General features: G+C 56.8%; 15 protein-coding genes. 6 read left to right on the top strand and 9 right to left on the bottom strand.

The annotated features are described in order from the left end of the window. Positions 1-447: 447 nt before the first annotated feature. A complete protein-coding gene (locus OEU85_RS04125) occupies positions 448-2178 on the top strand; it encodes a hypothetical protein (RefSeq protein ID WP_262690181.1) in 1731 nt (576 codons plus the stop codon). Positions 2179-2423: 245 nt separating this feature from the next. Here OEU85_RS04125 and OEU85_RS04120 read toward each other — a convergent pair whose 3' ends face one another. From OEU85_RS04120 to OEU85_RS04090, 7 genes are all read right to left on the bottom strand, one after another. Then, positions 2424-3689: a glycerate kinase type-2 family protein gene (locus tag OEU85_RS04120; RefSeq protein ID WP_262690180.1), complete on the bottom strand. Its 1266-nt coding sequence runs from the start codon at positions 3687-3689 to the stop codon at positions 2424-2426. Positions 3690-3783: 94 nt separating this feature from the next. Next, positions 3784-4530 (bottom strand): class II aldolase/adducin family protein, encoded by a 747-nt coding sequence (locus OEU85_RS04115; RefSeq protein ID WP_262690179.1) that lies wholly within the window; start codon positions 4528-4530, stop codon positions 3784-3786. 36 nt (positions 4531-4566) lie between these two features. Further along, a complete protein-coding gene (locus OEU85_RS04110) occupies positions 4567-4884 on the bottom strand; it encodes a DUF4387 domain-containing protein (RefSeq protein WP_262690178.1) in 318 nt (105 codons plus the stop codon). After that, the gene (locus OEU85_RS04105; protein WP_262690177.1) at positions 4884-6269 is read right to left on the bottom strand and encodes a DUF1446 domain-containing protein; all 1386 of its coding nucleotides are present in this window, start codon (positions 6267-6269) and stop codon (positions 4884-4886) included. The genes OEU85_RS04110 and OEU85_RS04105 overlap by 1 nt, the downstream gene beginning before the upstream one ends. Before the next feature lie 32 nt (positions 6270-6301). Next, positions 6302-7003 (bottom strand): GntR family transcriptional regulator, encoded by a 702-nt coding sequence (locus OEU85_RS04100; RefSeq protein ID WP_262690176.1) that lies wholly within the window; start codon positions 7001-7003, stop codon positions 6302-6304. 16 nt (positions 7004-7019) lie between these two features. After that, positions 7020-8336 (bottom strand): CitMHS family transporter, encoded by a 1317-nt coding sequence (locus OEU85_RS04095; protein ID WP_262690175.1) that lies wholly within the window; start codon positions 8334-8336, stop codon positions 7020-7022. Between the two features lie 95 nt (positions 8337-8431). Continuing rightward, on the bottom strand, positions 8432-10609 hold the full coding sequence (locus OEU85_RS04090) for a TonB-dependent receptor (protein ID WP_262690174.1): 2178 nt from the start codon (positions 10607-10609) through the stop codon (positions 8432-8434). 299 nt (positions 10610-10908) lie between these two features. Between OEU85_RS04090 and OEU85_RS04085 the strand changes: the two genes are divergently transcribed. Both OEU85_RS04085 and OEU85_RS04080 read left to right on the top strand, forming a co-directional pair. Further along, positions 10909-11865 (top strand): calcium/sodium antiporter, encoded by a 957-nt coding sequence (locus OEU85_RS04085; RefSeq protein ID WP_262690173.1) that lies wholly within the window; start codon positions 10909-10911, stop codon positions 11863-11865. Between the two features lie 16 nt (positions 11866-11881). After that, entirely contained in the window at positions 11882-13285 is a 1404-nt protein-coding gene (locus tag OEU85_RS04080; protein WP_262690171.1) for an MmgE/PrpD family protein, read from the top strand. Between the two features lie 17 nt (positions 13286-13302). Here the strand turns inward: OEU85_RS04080 and OEU85_RS04075 are convergent, their stop codons facing one another. After that, positions 13303-14379, bottom strand: a complete 1077-nt coding sequence (locus tag OEU85_RS04075) for a tartrate dehydrogenase (protein ID WP_262690170.1) — start codon at positions 14377-14379, stop codon at positions 13303-13305. A 12-nt stretch (positions 14380-14391) separates the two neighbouring features. Next, the gene (locus tag OEU85_RS04070; protein WP_262690169.1) at positions 14392-15414 is read right to left on the bottom strand and encodes a phosphoglycerate dehydrogenase; all 1023 of its coding nucleotides are present in this window, start codon (positions 15412-15414) and stop codon (positions 14392-14394) included. Between the two features lie 169 nt (positions 15415-15583). On the opposite strand from OEU85_RS04070, the gene OEU85_RS04065 reads away from it, so the two are divergent. From OEU85_RS04065 to OEU85_RS04055, 3 genes are all read left to right on the top strand, one after another. Beyond that, positions 15584-16486: a LysR family transcriptional regulator gene (locus tag OEU85_RS04065; protein WP_262690168.1), complete on the top strand. Its 903-nt coding sequence runs from the start codon at positions 15584-15586 to the stop codon at positions 16484-16486. Positions 16487-16692: 206 nt separating this feature from the next. After that, positions 16693-18777, top strand: a complete 2085-nt coding sequence (locus OEU85_RS04060) for a helix-turn-helix transcriptional regulator (RefSeq protein WP_262690167.1) — start codon at positions 16693-16695, stop codon at positions 18775-18777. Between the two features lie 347 nt (positions 18778-19124). Continuing rightward, positions 19125-19899, top strand: a protein-coding gene (locus tag OEU85_RS04055) for an IS5 family transposase (RefSeq protein ID WP_262689381.1) whose coding sequence is annotated in 2 segments (ribosomal slippage) — positions 19125-19440 and positions 19440-19899 — 776 coding nt annotated over the 2 segments. Because the reading frame shifts where the segments join, the coding sequence is not laid out codon by codon here. This gene is flagged as partial in the annotation.

Here is a 19899-nt window from a genome sequence, read left to right as displayed (position 1 = left end):
ACCCACAACAAATATCGTGCTACTTGCACTTGTTGAAAGTGTATCTTTACCGTCAGCACGACTTATAATCGCCATGAGTTGCCTACACCTTTTGCAATAATAATCTATAATAAAATCAGCGGCATAGCCCGGTGGCCCAACCGCGCTGCCAACGCCTGTTTGGACCTTTTCTGGGTCGGTTTATAGATGATTGTTGCACTCAATCCAAATATGCCAAGGCCGGTAATGTCAATGGAACGTTAACATCGCTCAACGCAATTTTGCGTGTATCGAAAACATGGTGGCTGTCAGTGCCGGCGCATAGTAGTTACGCCGTTTTCTAGAGCCGGTTGCATTAAAACGCATGGATATTGCAAACCCCAGACAAGTTGGCTGGAATAGCGGTTCTTGTAATTACCGAAGAAAAGGTCAATCATTCATTAATAAATGGCAGAAACGGGGGTAATCATGCTGAGGAAACTGGTTTTTTTGATCGCGCTATGCTTTTTGATTTCATGTGATAGAGCCGCAGAAAACGCGCCTGTTGAGCAAGTTGTAACCCTTAGTCTGGTGGAGGGGGCGAGCGAAAACGCGTTAGACGGTCGACTGATCCTTATTTTTGCCAAGGCTGGCGAGGAGGAGCCGCGCTTCCAGGTGCGCCCCGGCGTCAAAGGCGCGCAAGTCTTCGGCATGAATGTCGATGCGCTGGCACCTGGCACCAGCGTAAATTTTACGCCCGGTTTTGGCTACCCGAAGCGGACGCTTGGTGCGTTGCCGGCCGGGGAGTATGTCGTGCAGGCGCTGTTGCACAAGTATGAAACCTTCGCCCTTGCAACGGGTCATACGGTGAAGTTGCCGATGGATCAGGGCGAAGGGCAACAGTGGAACAAGTCGCCGGGCAATATATATAGCCAACCACAAACTGTTCACATTGATCCAGCCTCAGGTTTTTCTTTTGAGGTCGTGCTTGACCAGGTCATTCCGCCGATCGAGCCGCCCGCAGATAGCAAATATGTCCGGCATTTACGGATGAAAAGTGAACTGCTGAGCCAATTCTGGGGCAGGGACATGTACCTCGGCGCTCACGTGCTTTTGCCTGAAGGCTTCGACGAGCATCCAGAGGCGCGGTACCCGCTGGCGGTATTTCACGGTCATTTCCCTTCAGACTTTGGCGGGTTCCGCGAAACACCACCAGACGCTGACCTTGTCTGTGAACCAAGCGAGCGCTTTGGTGAACCGTGTTATAACCGTATCATGGAGCAGGAGGCGTATGACTTTTACAAATCCTGGACCGGGCCAGACTTTCCGCGCATGATTATCATCGAAATCCAGCACCCTACGCCCTATTACGACGACAGCTATGCGGTCAATTCGGCCAACATGGGGCCGTATGGTGACGCGATTACCCATGAGTTGATACCGTTCATTGAAAAGGAATTTCGCGGTATTGGCGAGGGCTGGGCGCGTTTTCTGTATGGTGGATCAACAGGTGGCTGGGAGGCTGCCGCCGCGCAGATTTTCTATCCTGATGACTATAACGGTGCCTTCATTGCCTGTCCCGATCCACTTGACTTTCGCGCCTATGAACTGACCAATATCTACGAGGACGCCAACGCTTATTTTGACGCAGGACCCTTCACCAAGATTGCACGCCCGGCGCACCGGGATTGGCTTGGCGAGGTTTCTCACACAGTGGCGGATGAAAATCATCTGGAACTTGCGCTTGGTGACAAAGGGCGTTCGGGCGGACAGTGGGATATCTGGGAAGCCGTCTATTCTCCCATGGGGCCGGACGGTTATCCGAAACGGTTGTGGGACAAGGAGACCGGGGTGATCAACCACGACGTGGCGTCATACTGGCAGGAGAATTACGACCTGCGTTATATTCTTGAGCGTGACTGGGCAACACTTGGGCCAAAACTTGCTGGAAAACTCCATATCTACGTTGGGGACATGGATAATTATTACCTCAATAATGCTGTCTATCTGACGGAGGATTTCCTCAAGAACACGAGCAATCCGCATTATGGCGGCGTTGTGGATTATGGCGACCGGGCAGAACACTGCTGGAATGGCGACCATGAAAACGGCAACCACATTTCACGCTTGCACTACAACAGCATGTATGTGGACAAGATTGTCAAACGGATAGAAACAACAGCGCCGAAAGGTGCTGATCTGACAAGCTGGCGATATTAGGCCTCCCGCTCACAAATCACCATTGCCAGCGGTAGCTCGCTGCTGGCAAGTTCCATTCATGCACAGCTATTTATTTAGTCATTCCGGTGCCAATGCCATCTCAGTCGCGGCCCTTGTAAATTGGTTACGGTTTTGTCCTTGGTGTTTGTGCAAAGACGTCGGCATTCGCGAAGTCTTCGCACGCAACAGCACCGGCACCTTTCCCAGCAGGGCCCTGGGTCACAGAGCAAAGCCGCTACGGCGAGTTAGTCGATATAAACCGCGCGGAAGTCGTTGACGTTGGTAAACGTGGGGCCGGTAACCAGAAGGGCATCCAGGCTTTTGAAAAAGCTGTAACAGTCATTGTTGGCAAGGTATGCAGCGGCGTCAATTCCCGCTGAGCGGGCTTTATGCCAGGTCTCAGGTGTGATGACGGCACCAGCATTGTCTTCCGACCCGTCGATGCCATCTGTGTCTGCTGCCAGCGCGGAAATAGCCGGGTGTCCCTCGAGGTGCAGGAACAGCGAGGCAAGGTATTCGGTGTTGGGGCCGCCTTTGCCTTTGCCGACTTTGGTGACAGTTGTTTCCCCACCGGATAGCAGCACGCAGGGCAGCTTCAATGTGTTATCGCCGCTTGCGTACTTGAGGGCAAGGTGTGCGTGGCGCGCACCAACATCCCGCGCCTCGCCCACGATGTCATCGCCGAAAATGATGGTTCCAACCCCGCAGCGTTCAGCCGCTTGTGCCGCTGCGCGCAGGGATGTCATCGGTTTGCTGATAAAAATGTACGGGTTTGTTGCTGAGGCTTTGACGCCTTTTGCGCGGGTGCGGGTCGGCCTGTCCAAAAGTGCGGACACAGTGTCAGGGAGTGGCACACCGTAGCGGCTCAATATCTTAAGGGCGTCCCGTGGGCTGGCTACGTCCGTCACCGTGGGGCCGGACGCTATATCAAGCGGTGGGTCACCCACAACGTCGGAGATGGCGAAGGTTGTGACTTTGGCAGGGCTTAGCAGGTCAGCGATGCCGCCGCCTTTCACCGAAGACAGTTGCCGCCGGACGGCGTTGATTTCCCGGATGTCGGCGCCGGCGTTCATTAGGGCGGTTATGGTTTGTTTTTTCTCGTCAAGGCTCAGGCCTTCTATTGGCTTGCACAGCAGTGCGGACCCGCCACCAGAGACAAGGAAGATAACCTGTTCATCCGTCCGGCGCGTTTTGGCCAGCTCTATAAGCTCAGTTGTCGCGCGGATGTTGTCTTCACTGGGAGTGGGGTGGTCACCTTCCAGCACCTTGATGTGTTTGGTCGGCAGGTTGTAGCCGCGCCGGGTAATCACCAGCCCGCGAAGGGGCCCGGCCCAAGCCTCCTCGAAAGCCTGGGCCATCGATGCAGCGGCTTTACCAGCCCCCAGCACAAGCGCTGGTCGGGTCGGGTCAAGGTCGAAGAACTGGCCGGCCCCAAAGCTAGGACGGGCAGCGTCTACCGCTGCGTCATAGAGCATACGCAGAAAAGCTGCCGGGTCTTGTCTCGGGCTCATGGATGGGCTTTCCTCAGTACTGCTTGTCGTGGTTGGTGCGTGGTCCCTGCGGTTGACTTTAGACCATGCTTTCCCCCACCGTTGTAGCAGTTTTTCAACTATCATAGCCGGGGTTCTGCCGGTCGAGCCGCCGCTTGAGCGCAGGCCATACCAGATTGTTGGAAACATCCGGCCCCATGGCGACGGCCTGCTGCCGGACCACTTCCTGCACATTGTCGGCCGGCATGCGCAATTCCCCACCCGCTTGTGCCGCAATCTGGATCGAGCAGGCGGTTTCCAGGAAATACATCGTGGTGAAGGCCTCGCCAATGGTGCTGCCTACCGTCATGGTGCCGTGGTTCCACAGCAGCATGGCGTTTTTGTCGCCAAGGTCGGCAACCAGCCGCGGGCGTTCATCATGGTTCAGCGCGATGCCCTCATAGTCATGATAGCTCAGTTGGCTGTTCAGCAGCATTGAGGTCTGGTTGATAGGCAGAAGCCCCACTTTCTGGCTGGAGACCGCGACGCCGTCGCGCGTGTGCAGGTGAATGACACACTGGGCATCTTCCCGCGCGGCATGCACGGCGGAATGGATGGTGAAGCCTGCCGGGTTTACCGGTTGCTCGCTGTCATCCACCTTTTGGCCGTCAAGCCCCACCTTCACCAAAGATGACGCGGTTATCTCCTCAAACAGGGCGCCAAACGGGTTGACGAGAAAATGATGTTCCGGCCCCGGCAGGCGGGCTGAGATATGGGTGAACACAAGGTCGTCCCAGCCAAACAGCGCCACAAGGCGGTAGGCGGCGGCTAGGTCTACCCGTGTTTGCCATTCGGTGTCTTGTTGGTCGGATTTGTCAAACATCAAAGTCTCCTTTTCCTGACAGGGGCGGCTCGGTCTTCAGGATACTGCGTCCAATTCAACATCCAGAAGCCGGACAAACTGCTGGCCACAGTGCATGTCGCGCTCTACCTCGCCGCCCTGTGGGGAGGACCGGCCATAGGATATTTTCACCATATTGAGGCTGGGCACCGGGAAAGCTTTCACGGTTGAGGTGTCCGCACCAAACAGCCGGTTAAACAGGTCCGGGCCGAGTGAGGGGCTGGTAGCGTATTTTTTGAAGTTTTCATCACCATCAAAAAACAGATCGAAGGTTACCCAGAAAGGCCCGGCGTTTTTGGACCGCACATGTTGACAGACATCATTGACTGTAGGCATCAGGCTGCTTCCTCTTTCTTGAGATCGATAAAGTTGGTGCGGAGAAGCTCCATCGGGTTTTCGGTCACGACAACATGGTTCAGCAGGAATTCGTAAACCGGGCCGCGGTCGATATCGGCCGGGCTGAAAGCAAAGCCGTGGCTTGGCAGTTCTTCATCCAGGTTCAGCGGGAAGTGGAAGAAATACGGGTTGCACGCCTTGGCCATCTGCGAGGCGATTTCCTGTGTCTCGGCTGTGGCGACAAACAGCACGCCAATCTCGCGCGGGGGCGGTGTGTCGGCGGGTAGCTTTTCGCCCGACACGGCGTTCCAGCCGTACATGCGCAGCGAGATATGGAACTCGTCATCCTTCAGCCCCATGGTCTTTTTGACCCGCTCGTTCAGCACTTCAAGCATATTGTCGTGGAATTCATCCACCCGGGAGAGGATCTTGGGGTCCTGAATGCCAATCAGCATGACGGTCTGATAGCGGCCGATGCCTGCTCCCTCCAGCTTCATGGTGTAGGGCTTTTTGTTCCAGACCGAGCCGGTCACCCGCACGGTGCGCTCATCGGCCTGTGTATAGACGGCGTTGGTCACATCCAGCACACCGCCCGGCTCTGTCAGGTGGTAAGGGTTGGATGTCTCATACAGCATGTGCGCCGAGACACTATGGGGCGAGCAGCGGTTGGTGGTGGAGAGCGGCTCAACCTCGAATCCCTCATTGTCAATGTGAAGGAGCACGCCAGACCCGTTGGTTGGGTAGTCAGAGCATTGGGCGCCGCATTCCGCCACCTTGGCGGCATGCCACGAAGGCCCCCACGGTGCGCCTTTCCAAAGCGCGAAGCAGGAGATAACGGCAGTGTCTGTCGTGCGGCCACCCAGGATGATATCCACACCGTCTTCGAGGGCTGCGATATAAGGCTCCACACCCATGGCGGCAACGATATGCTCACATGCGTCGATGGCGCTGTCGTCAAGCGCGCCTGAAGGCGGCAACGGGGTGATCTTGCCGTCGGCGTTTTTGGCCTTCAGCACCGCCTTGTCCTGTTCGGAATACAGCAGCGCGATGCGGGGCTTGATGCCCAGTTCACCCGCGACTTCAAGCGCAATGTCACGCGTCCAGTTAACGTTTTTGTCGCCGCCCGCTTGCCCGGACGTGCCCACGATCAACGGGATTTGCGCCCCATAGGCCGCTTTCATCAGAAGTGTCAGATCACGCTTGACAGAACCTCGGTTGTTTTTCGACACGCCCAGCGCAAGATAGGCCGCGCCGCTGTCGGTGGACCCGGCGTCTGTTGCGATGGCGGTTGCGCCCTTGCTCAGGCCGTAAGCCAGTTCTTCCTCACGCACACCCGCGCCGAGCGAGCCGACAGGCACAATGATCTTTATCGGTTTTTCCAGCATATATCAGCTTCCTTGCATCGGGACCGGCGTGTTTACGCCACGTCGCTTTCGGTTTGGTTTATTTCGTCCAGCAGTTCGCAGAAGGCGGTCGCCCGGTTGCGCAGGTGAATGCGCATCATGCGTTCGGCGCGCGCACCGTCACCGGCCAGCACTGCGCGGATAATGTCGTCATGTTCGCGCAGCGAATCTTCCGTGCGGGCCTTGCCTGCAAGCTCGTTAAACCTCACCCGATGCAGCGGGTAGGTGAAGCGTTGCCCGGCTTCCTTGAGGTACGGGTTGCCGGCAAATTCATATAGCAGGTCATGGAAAAGCTGCCGCACGTCGGATGACCTCTGCGCGTCGCCGCCCAGCATGTGGGCGTGCAGGTCCTTGTGGCAGGCAGTCATGCGCTGGGCATAGTCACCGTGATGGATATTTTCAGCCGCCAGCCGGGCTGCAAAACTTTCGATCGCTTCCCTGACCTGAAAAACCTCACGCAGTTCTTTTTCGCCAAAGCCGCGCACGGTTGCGCCCTTGTGCGGCGTGAAGTCAAGGTAGCCTTCGCCAGCAAGACGACGGATCGCCTCGCGGATCGGGCCAAAGCTGACACCAAACTGTTCGCTCAGGTCGGCGACAATAAGCCGCTGGCCTGCCTTGAATTCACCGTGGCGCACGGCTTCCCGGAGGGCTGCGGTGATCTGTTCAACAAGGGTGCCGCTGGCACCCGTCTCGCGTAATTTGGTTTCTTTTGCCATTGTGCTGGTTTCCCTGTCAGGCTGTAATAGGCACGGCGCCGGTCAAAAGCGCGGTTAACACCATAATTGCGAATACAATAAGGGCGAAAGGTAGTGCAAACCTCTGCAACTCACCCACTTCCACATCCAGAAGTCCGGCGACAAGGTATATTGCGGCAATCAGCGGACTGAGCGCATGAATGGCAACCCCCAGAAGGGATGCGCGCGCCACTTCCACTGCCTCGATGCCATAATGTCCCGCAGTTTCCGCCAGCACCGGTACGATGCCGAAGTAATAGGCGTCATTGGACATGATGAATGTCAGCGGTGCGCTGAGGATAGATATCACCACGCCGAAGTACGGCCCGACCGCATCGGGAATGATGGCCAGCAGGCTGCTGCCCATCGCGGCAACCATGCCGGTGCCGTCAATGATGCCGGTGAACACGGCGGCGGCGAAAATCAGCAGCGCGATCGGCAGCACGTTATGGGCATGGGCGGCGATACGGTCACGCTGTTCCGACAGAACCGGGTAGTTGACGGTCACCGCAATGGCAAGGCCGATCATGAAGGCAATGGGCAGAGGCAGGAACTGGACGACAACACTGAGAATAAGCGTGACGGTAAGGATAAGGTTGAACCAGAAAAGCTTTGGCCGTTCGACGCCTTCTTCCCGATCAAGCGCTAGGTGGGATACGTCCGTTTCCATTTCCACGATGCCCAGCCGGTTACGCTCCTTTGTGCCCAGGTACCATGCGATGCCGAAGTTGGCGGCCAGCCCTGCGATCATCACCGGGATAAGTGGCAGAAACACATCCATCATATCCACCTGCAGTGCGGTAGCGGCGCGCAGGGTAGGCCCGCCCCACGGTGTGAGGTTCACAGCCGAGTTGGCAGAGCCCATCAGGACCGCGAGAATGAGCGGGTTCATGCCAAGCTTCCGGTAAATTGGCAGGAAGGCAGTGATGGTGACAATGGCGGTAGTTGCGCCGTCCCCATCAAAAGAGACAAGCGTAGCCACAATTGCGGTGGCGATGGCAACGCGCCTTGGGTCGCCCTTTGCGAAGCGGGTCGCGCGTTCCACCAGCGGGTCAAACAACCCGGCATCCATCATGATGGCAAAATACAGCACCGCAAACACCAGAGCCGTCGCAGTGGGGGCAAGGTTCATCAACCCCTTGATGATCATCATGCCCATATCGATGCTGTGGCCGGACAACAGGCCAAAGACGATGGGGATAATGATCAGCGCAACTGCGGCAGACAGCCGTCGGGTCATGATCAGCACCATGAAGGTGGCGATCATGGCGAAACCCAGCAGGGCCAGAACCGTGTTGTTTCCCTCTAGTTCCATAAAGCTCACTCAAATCCTGTTTTATATCACCGCCCCGCAATCGGGAGGCAGGCTGGCAGCGGTTGGCCGGCAGCCTGCCTCACGGGGAGGGGAAGTCAGTAATTCCAGCGCAAGGTTACCCCATAAGTGCGCGGCGGATTATAGGCAGCGAACGTCCCGCCAAGGAAGGTCGCCTGATGGGTGCGTGTCACCTCGTTGGTCAGGTTCTTGCCCCACACAGAGACGGCCCAGTCGCCTTCGCTACTGGTGTAGACCAGCCTCGCATCAACAAACACCGTGGGCGCGCGTCGTTCCGGGCCTCTGTTGCTGTTGTCGTCGAAAATTTTGCTGGTGTAGGCATAATCCACCGCCATCGTCAGGTCCGCGCCGGAGTTGAACGTGTAGGCATAAGACGGCGTTACCACCAGCTTGTGCTTTGGCGTGCGCGAAATGCGGTTGCCCGTGAGATCTACCCCGTTTTCAACAAAGACATCAAACGTGGCATCAAGATAGGCATAGGACGCGTTCAGGCCAAGGCCGTTTGCGCTGCGCCACATAAGGTCGGTTTCATACCCCTTGATGGTGGCTTCGCCCGCATTGTTGGTGGTGATGATCAACCCGTTCACCTGCCGGGTTTGCAGGTCGGTATAGTCCATCTGGAACACTGTGTTGTTCCAGGTCAGGCGGCGGCCAAAAAACTGGCTTTTCAGGCCAATTTCATACTGTGTGGCATATTCCGGGTTGAAGGAATCCGTCGCTTCGGCGGCGGAACCCGGCGTATCCTGAAAGCCGCCACTTTTGAACCCACGCGATACCATGGCGTAAACCATATGGTTGTCGTTCAGGTGATAGTCGGCACCCAGACGCCAGGTGACCGCGCCCCAGCTTTCTTCCGCTGTCACGTCAAACGGACCATCGACCCGGAAAAAGGAATTTGATTCCGTTGTCGTGATATTGAAGGTCTTTTTGTCCTTGGTGTAACGAATGCCGCCGATCAGGTTCAGCTTGTCGCTGACCGGGACCGTGACATCGGCATAAGCCGCGACGCTGTCCAGTTCGGCGTGCTGTGCAAAGATTTCCGTGCCGGTTGGTCCGCCGATCGCCAGCTCAAGCCTGTCCTGCCGCACCGTGTCAGCAGTATATTGGTAAAGGCCCACAACCCACGAGATATCGCTGCTCTCAGGCGACATCAGGCGTAGTTCGTGGCTGAACAGTTCGCTGTCTTCAATGTTGCCGCCGCCGATGCTGATCACATTGGCGGTCGGGTTGCCACCGTCAAAGTCATAAGCCGCATCATATTCAAGGTCGCGGTAAGAGAGGAGGTAATTGAGTGTCGCGAAGGACATATCCCAATTGACTTCGCCGCGCAGGCCCCATGTATCGCGGTTCTGGTACCCATCGGTCTCGGCGCTGTTGTAGTCGCGGTTCTGATCGACCGTCCAGAAACCGGAAAGCGGGTCGCTGTTGTCCAGCGCTACAACGTGTTGGCCAGGGCCGTTGGCACGGTCGCGTGTGCCATCAAAACCCAGCCTTACGCTCAGGTTTTCACTGGGGCGCACAAGCGCTTGCAGGCGGATGCTTTTGGTGTCCTGGTCGTCCAGTTCCCCGCCTGTGTAATTATTGTCCGTATAGCCGTCATGTTGGCGCCACGCGCCGCTCGCGCGGATCGCGGCCACATCGGTGGCGACAGGTACGTTCACGAACGCTGCCGCATCGACCCGGTTATAGTTGCCGTATGTTGCCTCGGCTGATGCATCAAAGGCGTCTACCTCAGGAGCGGCGGTGATGACATTGATGGCGCCGCCCACAACATTGCGGCCATAAAGGGTACCCTGCGGGCCCTTGAGGACCTCAATCCGCTCCACATCGAACAGATCAAAGGCGATGGCCGCCGGGCGACCGAGATAGGTTTCGTCAAGGAAGACTGCGGTGCTTGGGTCACCGGCCGCGCCCCGGTCGGACGATCCGATGCCTCGGATGGCAAGCCGTGGCTGCGTGGCCGGGAAAGCATCAAAGCTCAACCCCGGTGTGCGCATGGCGATATCGTCAACCTGTTGCAGGCGCGCATTTTTAATTTCTTCGTCGCCGAATGTAGTTACCGTTACTGGCACATCCTGCAGGCTTTGACTGCGGCGCTGTGCCGTTACAATAATTTCGTCCAGCGTGACATCAAGCGATGCTTCGCTAGTTGTGGTTGACTGAGCTTGCGCGGCCATGCCGCCCATTGCCCAGCAAAAGGACGCGCCTGACAATAAAGCCAGTGTCCTCAACCGCACAGGTGTGTGCTTTGACATAAGTAGGACCTTCCCTCTTCCCTTAGGTTTCTCCCCGAAACGCCGGACATACATTCCCCCGACCAGCGCCTCAATGTTAAATTATATGATAATATTTTTCATTTTCAAAAGGCATAGAATTATGCTTTTTTCAAATAACAACTTAAATTATTGATTATAAATGAATAATTTATAAAATAATTTTCTTTGCTGCAGGGGCACCCTTAAATTATGAAAAAATTATAATATAATATAGGAGAGTATTTCTGGAATTGAGCTTCCATCTATCGGCGGGGGCGGAACAATGGACATTGGATTATATGCTTATGGACTTTCTCTGGCTGGTGATCGGGCTGGCTCTCCTGACCGTTGCCGGCGACTTTCTCGTGCGCGGCGCCACGGCCATTGCACAGGCCTTGCACATTCCGCCGCTGTTGATCGGGCTGACTGTTGTGGGTTTTGGTACATCGGCACCCGAACTTGTTGTGGGCGTCAAGGCGGCAATGGAAGGTGTACCGGCACTGGCTGTCGGCAACGTGATTGGCAGCAATATCACCAATACCCTGCTGGTGCTGGGGGTTCCGGCGGTGCTGTTGCCGGTGTGCTGCAACCAGCCGTTCATCCGACGTAACACGGTGTATATGCTGATCACCACCATTACCATTATTGCGCTGGCGCTGACGGGTGCCCTGGGTACTGAGGCGGGTGTGGCACTTTTGTGCCTGTTTGTCGTCTATATGGCTTACACGGTGTATAATATCTCCACCACACGGCAGGCCTCGAGGGAACTGGTAAACGAGGTGGAATGCATTGCAGCGCAGTCCGGCAGCTTGCCAAAGGCCGCGATGTTCACGCTCGCCGGGCTTGTCATGCTGCCGCTTTCGGCTGCGCTGACGGTGGATGGCGCCACCGGCATTGCCGCCAGCCTTGGCGTCTCTGACTCCGTCGTGGGCCTCACTATTGTTGCGCTTGGCACCTCGCTGCCCGAACTTGCGACCGTGGTCGCGGCATCCATGCACCGCAACTCCGCGATGATTGTCGGCAATATTCTGGGTTCCAACATTTTCAACGCCACCGCCATTTTGGGCGCGACCACACTGTCAAGCCCTAAGCCGATCGATATGAGCACGATTAGCGGAGAGTTGTGGGTACTCGCGGGTGCGACTGTTGTTCTCTCGATTTTTGTATTCAGCCGCATGTCCCTTGGCCGGTCCTCGGGGGTGTGTCTTGTCACGGCCTACGCGGCTTATATCGGTGCTGCTGTATTGCAGGGCTAACGGGAAAGTAAGAACCATGACGAAGACCAAACCGGCCAGCATTGCACAGCAGATTGCCGTTTATGCGGCGTCGCTCAGTTATGCAGACCTTAGTGCGCATGCGGTCAAAACCGTCAAACAGCGGGTGCTGGACAGCCTTGCCTGCGCGCTGGGTGCCTATGATGCGCAGCCTGTGGTGGCGGGGCGGCGTTACGCCCGCACCGTACCCGTAAACCGCGCTACGCTTATCGGCACGGCCGAGCGTACCACGGCGGACACCGCTGCTTTCGTGAACGGCACCATGGTGCGCTATCTGGACTATAACGACGGCTACATCGGCAAGGAACTGGGCCACCCAAGTGATAATATTCCCGCCTGCCTTGCGGTGGCGGAAGCTGAGGGCAAAAGTGGCCAGGACCTGATCCTTGCGATCGTGCTGGGCTATGAGGTCCAGTGCCGGTTGCAGGATGCCGCCCGGCTTTATAGCCTGGGCTGGGACCATGTGAATTATGTGCTCATTTCCGTGGCGGTGGCGGCGGGGAAGCTGATGGGACTGTCTGCCGACCAACTGACGCAGGCCATCAACATGGCGGCTGGCGGGCATGTAGCGCTCAGGCAGGTGCGTGCCGGGGAGCTGTCGGGCTGGAAGGGATGTTCCGCCGCGAACGCCGCCCGCAATGCCATCGTTTGTGCTGCCCTCGCGCGGGAGGGCCTGACAGGACCATCTCCCATTTTTGAGGGTGAAATGGGTTTTATAAAACAGCTTTCGCTGGATATGAACTTTGACATCACGCGTTTCGCGACGGCCGAAAACCCGGATTATGCCATCACCCATACCTTGACCAAACTGTTGCCCACACAGGGCGAGATACAGACCGCTGTGTGGGCGGCGCTCAAGCTCAGGCCGCAGATCGCGGACCTTGACGCGGTAAAATCCATCCATGTGGAGACAACAAACGCCGCCTACCGCATCACCGCCCGCGACGCGGAAAAGTGGCGCCCGCGCACACGTGAAACCGCCGACCACAGCCTGCCGTTTACCGTTGCTCGCGCGTTTCTGGACGGCGGTATCACCATGGACAGCTATTCAGATGAGAGCCTGCGCGACAACCGGATTATTCCACTGATGGACAAGATCACCGCAGCCGAGGATCCGGCCCTGACAGCCACCTTCCCGCGCCATATCGCCAACCGTGTGACAGTGACGCTGAAAAGCGGCGAGGTGTTGACCGAACAGGTGGATACTGCCCGGGGCGGTATGGACACGCCCATGACGGATGAGGATTTTGAAGCCAAGTTTGACGATGTCGCGCAGAAATACCTGAGCAATGCGCAGGCCGGCCGCGTGCGTGCCTTTGTGTGGCAGCTTGACGGGCAGGGCGATTTCACCGCGCTGTTTGACGCGCTGCGTGTGAACCGCCCTGCGGCGCCTGATGCCTGATAGCTGATGTCTGATGGCTAGGTAAGCGCGTCGGCTATGGCCTGACCGCAGGTGCGCATGTCGGCATCGCCGCCAAGGTCGCGCGTGCGGTATTCGGGCTTGGCCAGCACTTGCTCAATCGCGCGCACCACGTCGGCTGCCGCGTCATGTTCGCCAAGGTGGTCCAGCATGAGGGCGGCCGACCATATCTGCCCCACCGGGTTGGCGATGCCTTTGCCAGCGATATCGGGCGCGGACCCATGAACCGGTTCAAACAGGGATGGGAAGCGCCGCTCCGGGTTGATGTTGCCGGCGGGCGCGATGCCGATGGTGCCGGTGCAGGCAGGGCCAAGGTCTGACAGGATATCGCCAAACAGGTTGGAGGCAACAACCACGTCAAACCAGTCAGGGTGCTGCACAAAGTGGGCGGTCAGGATATCGATGTGATATTTGTCACACGCGATATCGGGGTACTGTTTTGCCATCGCCTCTACGCGCTCATCCCAGTAAGGCATGGTGATGGAAATGCCGTTTGATTTGGTGGCCGATGTCAGGTGCTTTTTCTCGCGCCGGGAGGCCAGCTCAAAGGCGTATTTCAGGATACGGTCCACGCCGATGCGGGTCATCACCGTTTCCTGCATCACCACCTCCCGCTCGGTACCGGGGAATATTTTCCCGCCGATCGAGGAATATTCCCCTTCGGTGTTCTCCCGCACGACGTAAAAATCAATGTCCCCCGGTTTGCGGTTCGCCAGCGGGCTGGGCACACCCGGCATCAGCTTGACCGGCCGCAGGTTGACATATTGGTCAAACTCGCGCCGGAACTGGATAAGCGAACCCCAAAGCGAGATATGATCGGGCACCGTTTCGGGCCAGCCGACGGCACCAAAGAAGATGGCATCATGGTCGGTCAGCTGTTTTTTCCAGTCGTTTGGCATCATCTGGCCGTGGGCTACGTAATAGTCGCTCGATGCAAAATCAAAGTGCGCCTGCTCAAAGCGGCAGCCATATTTTTTGCCGACTTTCTCCAACACTTGAAGGCCTTCGGGCACCACTTCCTGGCCAATCCCGTCTCCGGGGATAACGGCGATGCGGTATATTGCTTCATTGCTCATTCTTTTACTCTTTCACGTCGTCTGGGCCCGATAAGGGGCATTGGTTCTGCCGTCAGCCACGACACATTCAGCGGGGGGTGTACGACCCTCCAGCACATCCACCACACAGCGGGCGGCGATCATATTGGTGCGTTCCAGCCCCTCAACGCTTGAGGCGGCGGCGTGGGGGCTTGCGATAACATTATCAAGCGCGATCAGTTCTTTCGACACATCAGCATAAGTGGGATCGCCCTCGCTCACGAAAGTGTCCAGCCCGGCCCCGGCGATCTGGCCCGATTTGAGCGCGGCCAGAAGCGCGCGGTCATCCACCAGTCCGCCACGGGCAGTGTTGATGAGGCAGGCACTCTCTTTCATACGTCTCAGCGCCTTTTCATCGATCAGGAACCGTGTTTCATCCGTCAGTGGCGCATGCAGCGATATATAATCGCTTTCCGCCAGCAGGGTGTCCATTTCCACGCATTCGATATTATGCGCACGGGCGTAACCTGCATCGCACCAGCCCGCAGGGGTGAAGATGCGTGCATCAAAGCCCGACAGGCGCTTGACCAGGCTTTGGCCGATGCGCCCCAGCCCGACAATGCCAACGGTTTTGCCGTAAAGGTCATGCCCTTGCAGGATGGACCAGTCACCGCCTGCCATGTTGCGCTGGCTTTCGCGGAAACGCCGGCCAAGTGCCAGCATCATGGCGATGGCATGATCCGCAACCGAGGCATCGTTGCCGCCTGAGGCAATGCAGACCACCCGGCCGTGACGTGCCGCTGCGGCTGTGTCTACCCGGTCATAGCCTACACCGCGGCGCGAGATTACCTCAAGGTCCGGCAGGGCCGTGATCAGGGCTTCGGTTACGCGGGCATGGCCTACGACCCAGCCTTTCGCGCCCGCCAGCAGGTCACATAAATGATCGTGGCTCAACTTACCGTCCGCTTGTCCCGTTGGCAGCGGCGCGATATGCGGTTCACAGCCATGCTGGCGCAGGTAATCGATTGCGCCCTGATGGAAAAAACGTTGGGTGATGATGACGCGGTGGCCAGACACTTTGCTTCCCTTCTCAACGGTGTTAGGGAAGAGAAGATAGGCGGTGCGGCGTCGCTGGTTCCAATGCAGAAACAGCATATAATCATGCAAAGCCGTGAAAGGCGCGGAAAGCGGTTTATGTACGGTTGCGGTCGCGGGGGGACCGCACCGACGGGGAGGGTCAAATAACATGGATATCAACTGGCTGGAAGATTTTCTGGCGCTGGTGGAAACTGGTGGCTTCTCAAAGGCGGCGGAAAGCCGGGCGGTCAGCCAGTCAAGCTTCAGCCGCCGCATTCAAGCACTTGAAACCTGGGTCGGCGCCGCGCTTTTTGACCGTGACACCCATACCATCCGCCTGACGCCAGCGGGGGAGCGTTTCTGCCTTACGGCAGAAGAAGTAGTGCGGCAGCTCAAGCTGGGACGGGAGGCGGCGCTTTCAGCGGCGAACGCCAGCTCCAACACCTTGCGTTTTGCATCCACCCATGCGCTTTCTCTGACTTTTTTCCCAAGCTTTCTGCGCGATATGGAATATGAGGCATTCCAAAGCGCGGTGATTGAACTGACGGCCAACAGCATGATGGCGTGCGAAAAGCTCATGGTTGAAGGTCGGGCCAACTTCCTGCTGTGCCATCATCATGAGACAGCTTACGTGCGGCTGGAGCAGGGCTTCCGGTCCCTTGTTGTGGGCGGCGATACCCTTATCCCCGTGGCGGCGAGGGGGGTGCTGGAGCAGGCGGTTGAAGGTGATCTGCCGCATCTTGCCTTTACGAAAGAATCCGGCATGGGGCGTATTATCCGCGCCGCGCTTGAAAAACGCGGGCAGCCGGTCGCGCCTACGCCAGTGTTTGCATCGCACCTTGCCAGTGTGTTGACGGCTATGGCTCTGGATGGCCGCGGTGTTGCCTGGTTGCCGCTCAGCCTGATCGCAGACCACCTGGAAGCCGGGCGCCTTGCCCGCGTCGAACAGGAGCAACAGGGGATAGATATCGAAATCCGTCTCTGGCGCCCCCGCGCCCGTCAGGCCCCCGTTGCCGAAGAGTTCTGGCAAAAAGCACGCGTCTATGTTGAGGGTGCTGAGAGTATAGATTGAAGGTGCGGAGCGCTTTGTGGTGATCGCGGGATGAGAGTTGACCAATTGCGCTAGCTTGCGATAGCTTCCCGCAAGTCACGGCTGGAGTTGGGGAGTCTGCATGCCAATTTTGAATATACTAGAAATCGCAATCCGGAATACTGACATCCTTCGTGGTATGCTGCGGACGAGAAATCTCGTCGCATGAGCACGCGGGGGGGTGTGCTATGATAGTGTTTTCACACTTCACGTTGCTGATTTTGTCGGTTGCCTTGTTGCTTCTGGTTGCGATCATTGAAGTTTGGCGTAGCACGCACCGTGACAAGCGCCGAAAATGGCTGTTATGGCACCTTGTTGCTAGCCTGGTATTTTGCCTTTGTTCGCTGGCGGATGAGAGTATATATACGCCCAGTGTCCGTCTGTCCTACTATCTGGAATATCCCGCAATTCTGGCGGCGGCTCTGCTGTACGGCGAGCTTTGTTATGCGATTGCAGGGCGGACGGGGTCTCGCCAGTTGAAAACCTATCGGGTAGTAACAGGTGCTGTTACGCTTATCTGGTTGGCAGCATTTTCTTATGCGCTTTATACAAATCTCGATTACACGGCGCCGATTTATGGGCAACTGCTTATATTGCCTATTCTACTGTTTTGCTGGCCGTTGGTGATTTTCACTCGTGAGCTGAAAAAAAACGGCGTACGTTTCCTGAGCGTAGAGACATATACTGCGGCTGGTCCCGCAATCAGCGATGCAAACAAGGCGATGCTGGGGTTCCTCATCACCACGTTTCTGCGGTTGCTCAGTTGTACCGTGCCGGTGCTGGGGCGCATCCCTGGCATGCCCATGGAATTCGTCTATGGTTTTTTCTTCACCAATAACCTGCTGATCGTGGGTGGCATGGTGATTACGTTTCTCGCCTTCATCGAAAGACGTGCAAATCTGGCAGCGCGGATTACCGGCGTACTCTCTGTTGCGATTTTGATGGTATCCGTTTTCGTTACGCTCGCATTCTTTTCGGACGAACCTCCGATGCGGGGGCAGGATATCGCCATGCTTCGACAAGGCGGGATCGAGATTGCTCCGCTTGGCAGTGGTTACCGGGCGGTCAGCACGAAAGCAATCACACAACCGACTGATCTCGTCCGCCTCACGCATGAAGAGAACACCGCAGCAAATATCACACTGCCGTTCGAGTTTCCATTTTTTGGCAACAGTTACACGCGGCTCAACATTTTCGCCGATGGTCAACTTGCACCGACCAATAGTGAAGAGGCCGGAAAGGTGGGACTTTGGGAAGTATTCTTTTGCCGGAACAGCGAGCCCGTTGTTGCGGTTTTCTGCCTGACGGGCGCCGAACTGGATATCTATGTCGCATCCACCCCTGATGCGCAGTATATCGCGTGGATGTCGCCGACGGTTGAGACCGGAAAACAAGCATCTTTCACCTTTGGGGCGGAACTTCGCCCAGATGGTACCATCCTTTTGGGGTACGACGCGTTCCCAATCATCGCCTCCCTGAGGCGGGCGAACGCAATAGGTGTGTTGGATGGTACGCAGTGGCCACCGGAAACGCTGGCTCTTGCGGACATGCCGGTCGCTAGTGCCGGCGGCTCATTGTGGTTTGATCTGACGCTTGGGCGTCGCCTGGCTACGCACGACAAGCTGTATCCCCTAGCGATTATGCTGATTATCATTATCGCACTTTTGCTGGTCTTTCTGCGACCTTACCTCAGTAGGGTAATTGTCAAGCCACTGGACCGTATCAGGGCTGGTGTGAAGCAGGTGGACGAAGGAAACCTCGATCACCGACTTGATGTTGGCATGGAAGATGAAGTCAGCGATATTGCGCATGGATTTAATGCCATGTTGCAGTCGCTTGATCGTGCTCGCCAGCGCGCTGATGAGCAAACGGAGCTTCTGGAAGCTGAAATCCAGTATCGCACCATTGAAGCGGCCAAAAAGATTGATCCGGATATCCTGTCCAAGGATCAGGTGTTTGAACAGAAACTGCGACAGGCGATCGAAGAGAATCTGGGTGACTTCAATTTCCAGGTTACCGAGCTTGCAGAGGCGCTGGCTGTTAGCACAAGGCAACTGCACCGACGGGTTGTGAACTTGACAGCACAAACCCCGGCGGCGCTGATCCGTTCCTTGCGGCTGGAGTATGGCCACAAACTCCTTATCGCGCGGGCGGCCAATGTGTCGGAAGCGGCATACAAGTGCGGTTTTCGGGACGTGAGCTACTTCACCAAATTGTTCACAAATCGGTTTGGGAAGTCCCCATCTGACATCCTAAACGGTGATCAAGTCTGACATCTCGTGCTTTCTCAGGACTTCTGGCTGCCGGGAATTTCTGCCATGGCGGAAATATTGTGCTTGGCGATAGACTATTTCCCGGGGCGCCAGTGCTCGATAAGGCGGCGGCGCTCTATCGGCACCGAACTATCCAGTATGGGTGTTTTCGTCTCCGGCCTTTCGCTTAAATATCTTGCGTCGACATAGATCAGTTTTGCGTAGGGGAAAAGCCAGCTATTGGCGGCTTGGCGATCAATCCCAATGGTCTTGTTGGTGCACCCATACTAGGCCGTAAACTCATAAAAGGGATTCCCAAACAGGCGAAGATATGATTCAACGCTTCTCAAATCATTGAGGAGGTTTTGATGCGCCGCCGCCGGTATGAACTGACAGATTATGAATGGTCGATCATAGAGCCTTTGCTGCCGAACAAGCCGCGCGGGGTGCCTAGGGTGGATGACCGCCGGGTGATCAACGGCATCTTGTGGCGCTTTCGGGCGGGAACGCCGTGGGCAGACATTCCCGAAAGATATGGTCCCTACACCACCTGCTACAACCGGTTTGTCCGCTGGCGCAAGGCCGGGGTGTGGGACCGACTGTTCGAGGCGGTGAGCAAAGCCCATGACGGTGACATCATTATGATCGACAGCAGCTGTGTCCGTGTGCATCAACAAGGGGCCACGGCAAAAAGGGGGATCAGGACGATGGCTGCATGGGCCGTTCCCGGGGTGGACTGACCACCAAAATCCACGCCCTCGTCGATGCGGATGGTCTGCCGATCAGGCTTTCGCTGACTGCTGGACAGACCCACGACAGCAAACCGGCCCTTGATCTGATTGAGGACATCAAGGAGGAAGCGATCTTGCTCGCTGACAAAGCCTATGATACCGACGCGCTTCGTGCCTTCACCACAGCGCGCAGAGCTTGGGCCAATATTCCGCCAAAAGCCAACCGCAAGCAGTCCTTTACCTTCAGTAAATGGCTGTACCGACACCGTAATCTCGTCGAGCGTTTCTTCAATAAGCTCAAGCACTATCGGGGCATTGCAACGCGCTATGACAAAAACCCGGAGAATTTCCTCGCCGCTGTAAAACTGGCTTCAGTCTGTATCTGGTTGAAAAATTATGAGTCTACGACCTA

Source organism: Kordiimonas aestuarii, from assembly GCF_025574465.1.
Taxonomy (GTDB): domain Bacteria; phylum Pseudomonadota; class Alphaproteobacteria; order Sphingomonadales; family Kordiimonadaceae; genus Kordiimonas; species Kordiimonas aestuarii.
The sequence above is the reverse complement of the archived record's forward strand: the minus strand, read 5'-3'. Positions and strand labels throughout refer to the sequence as shown.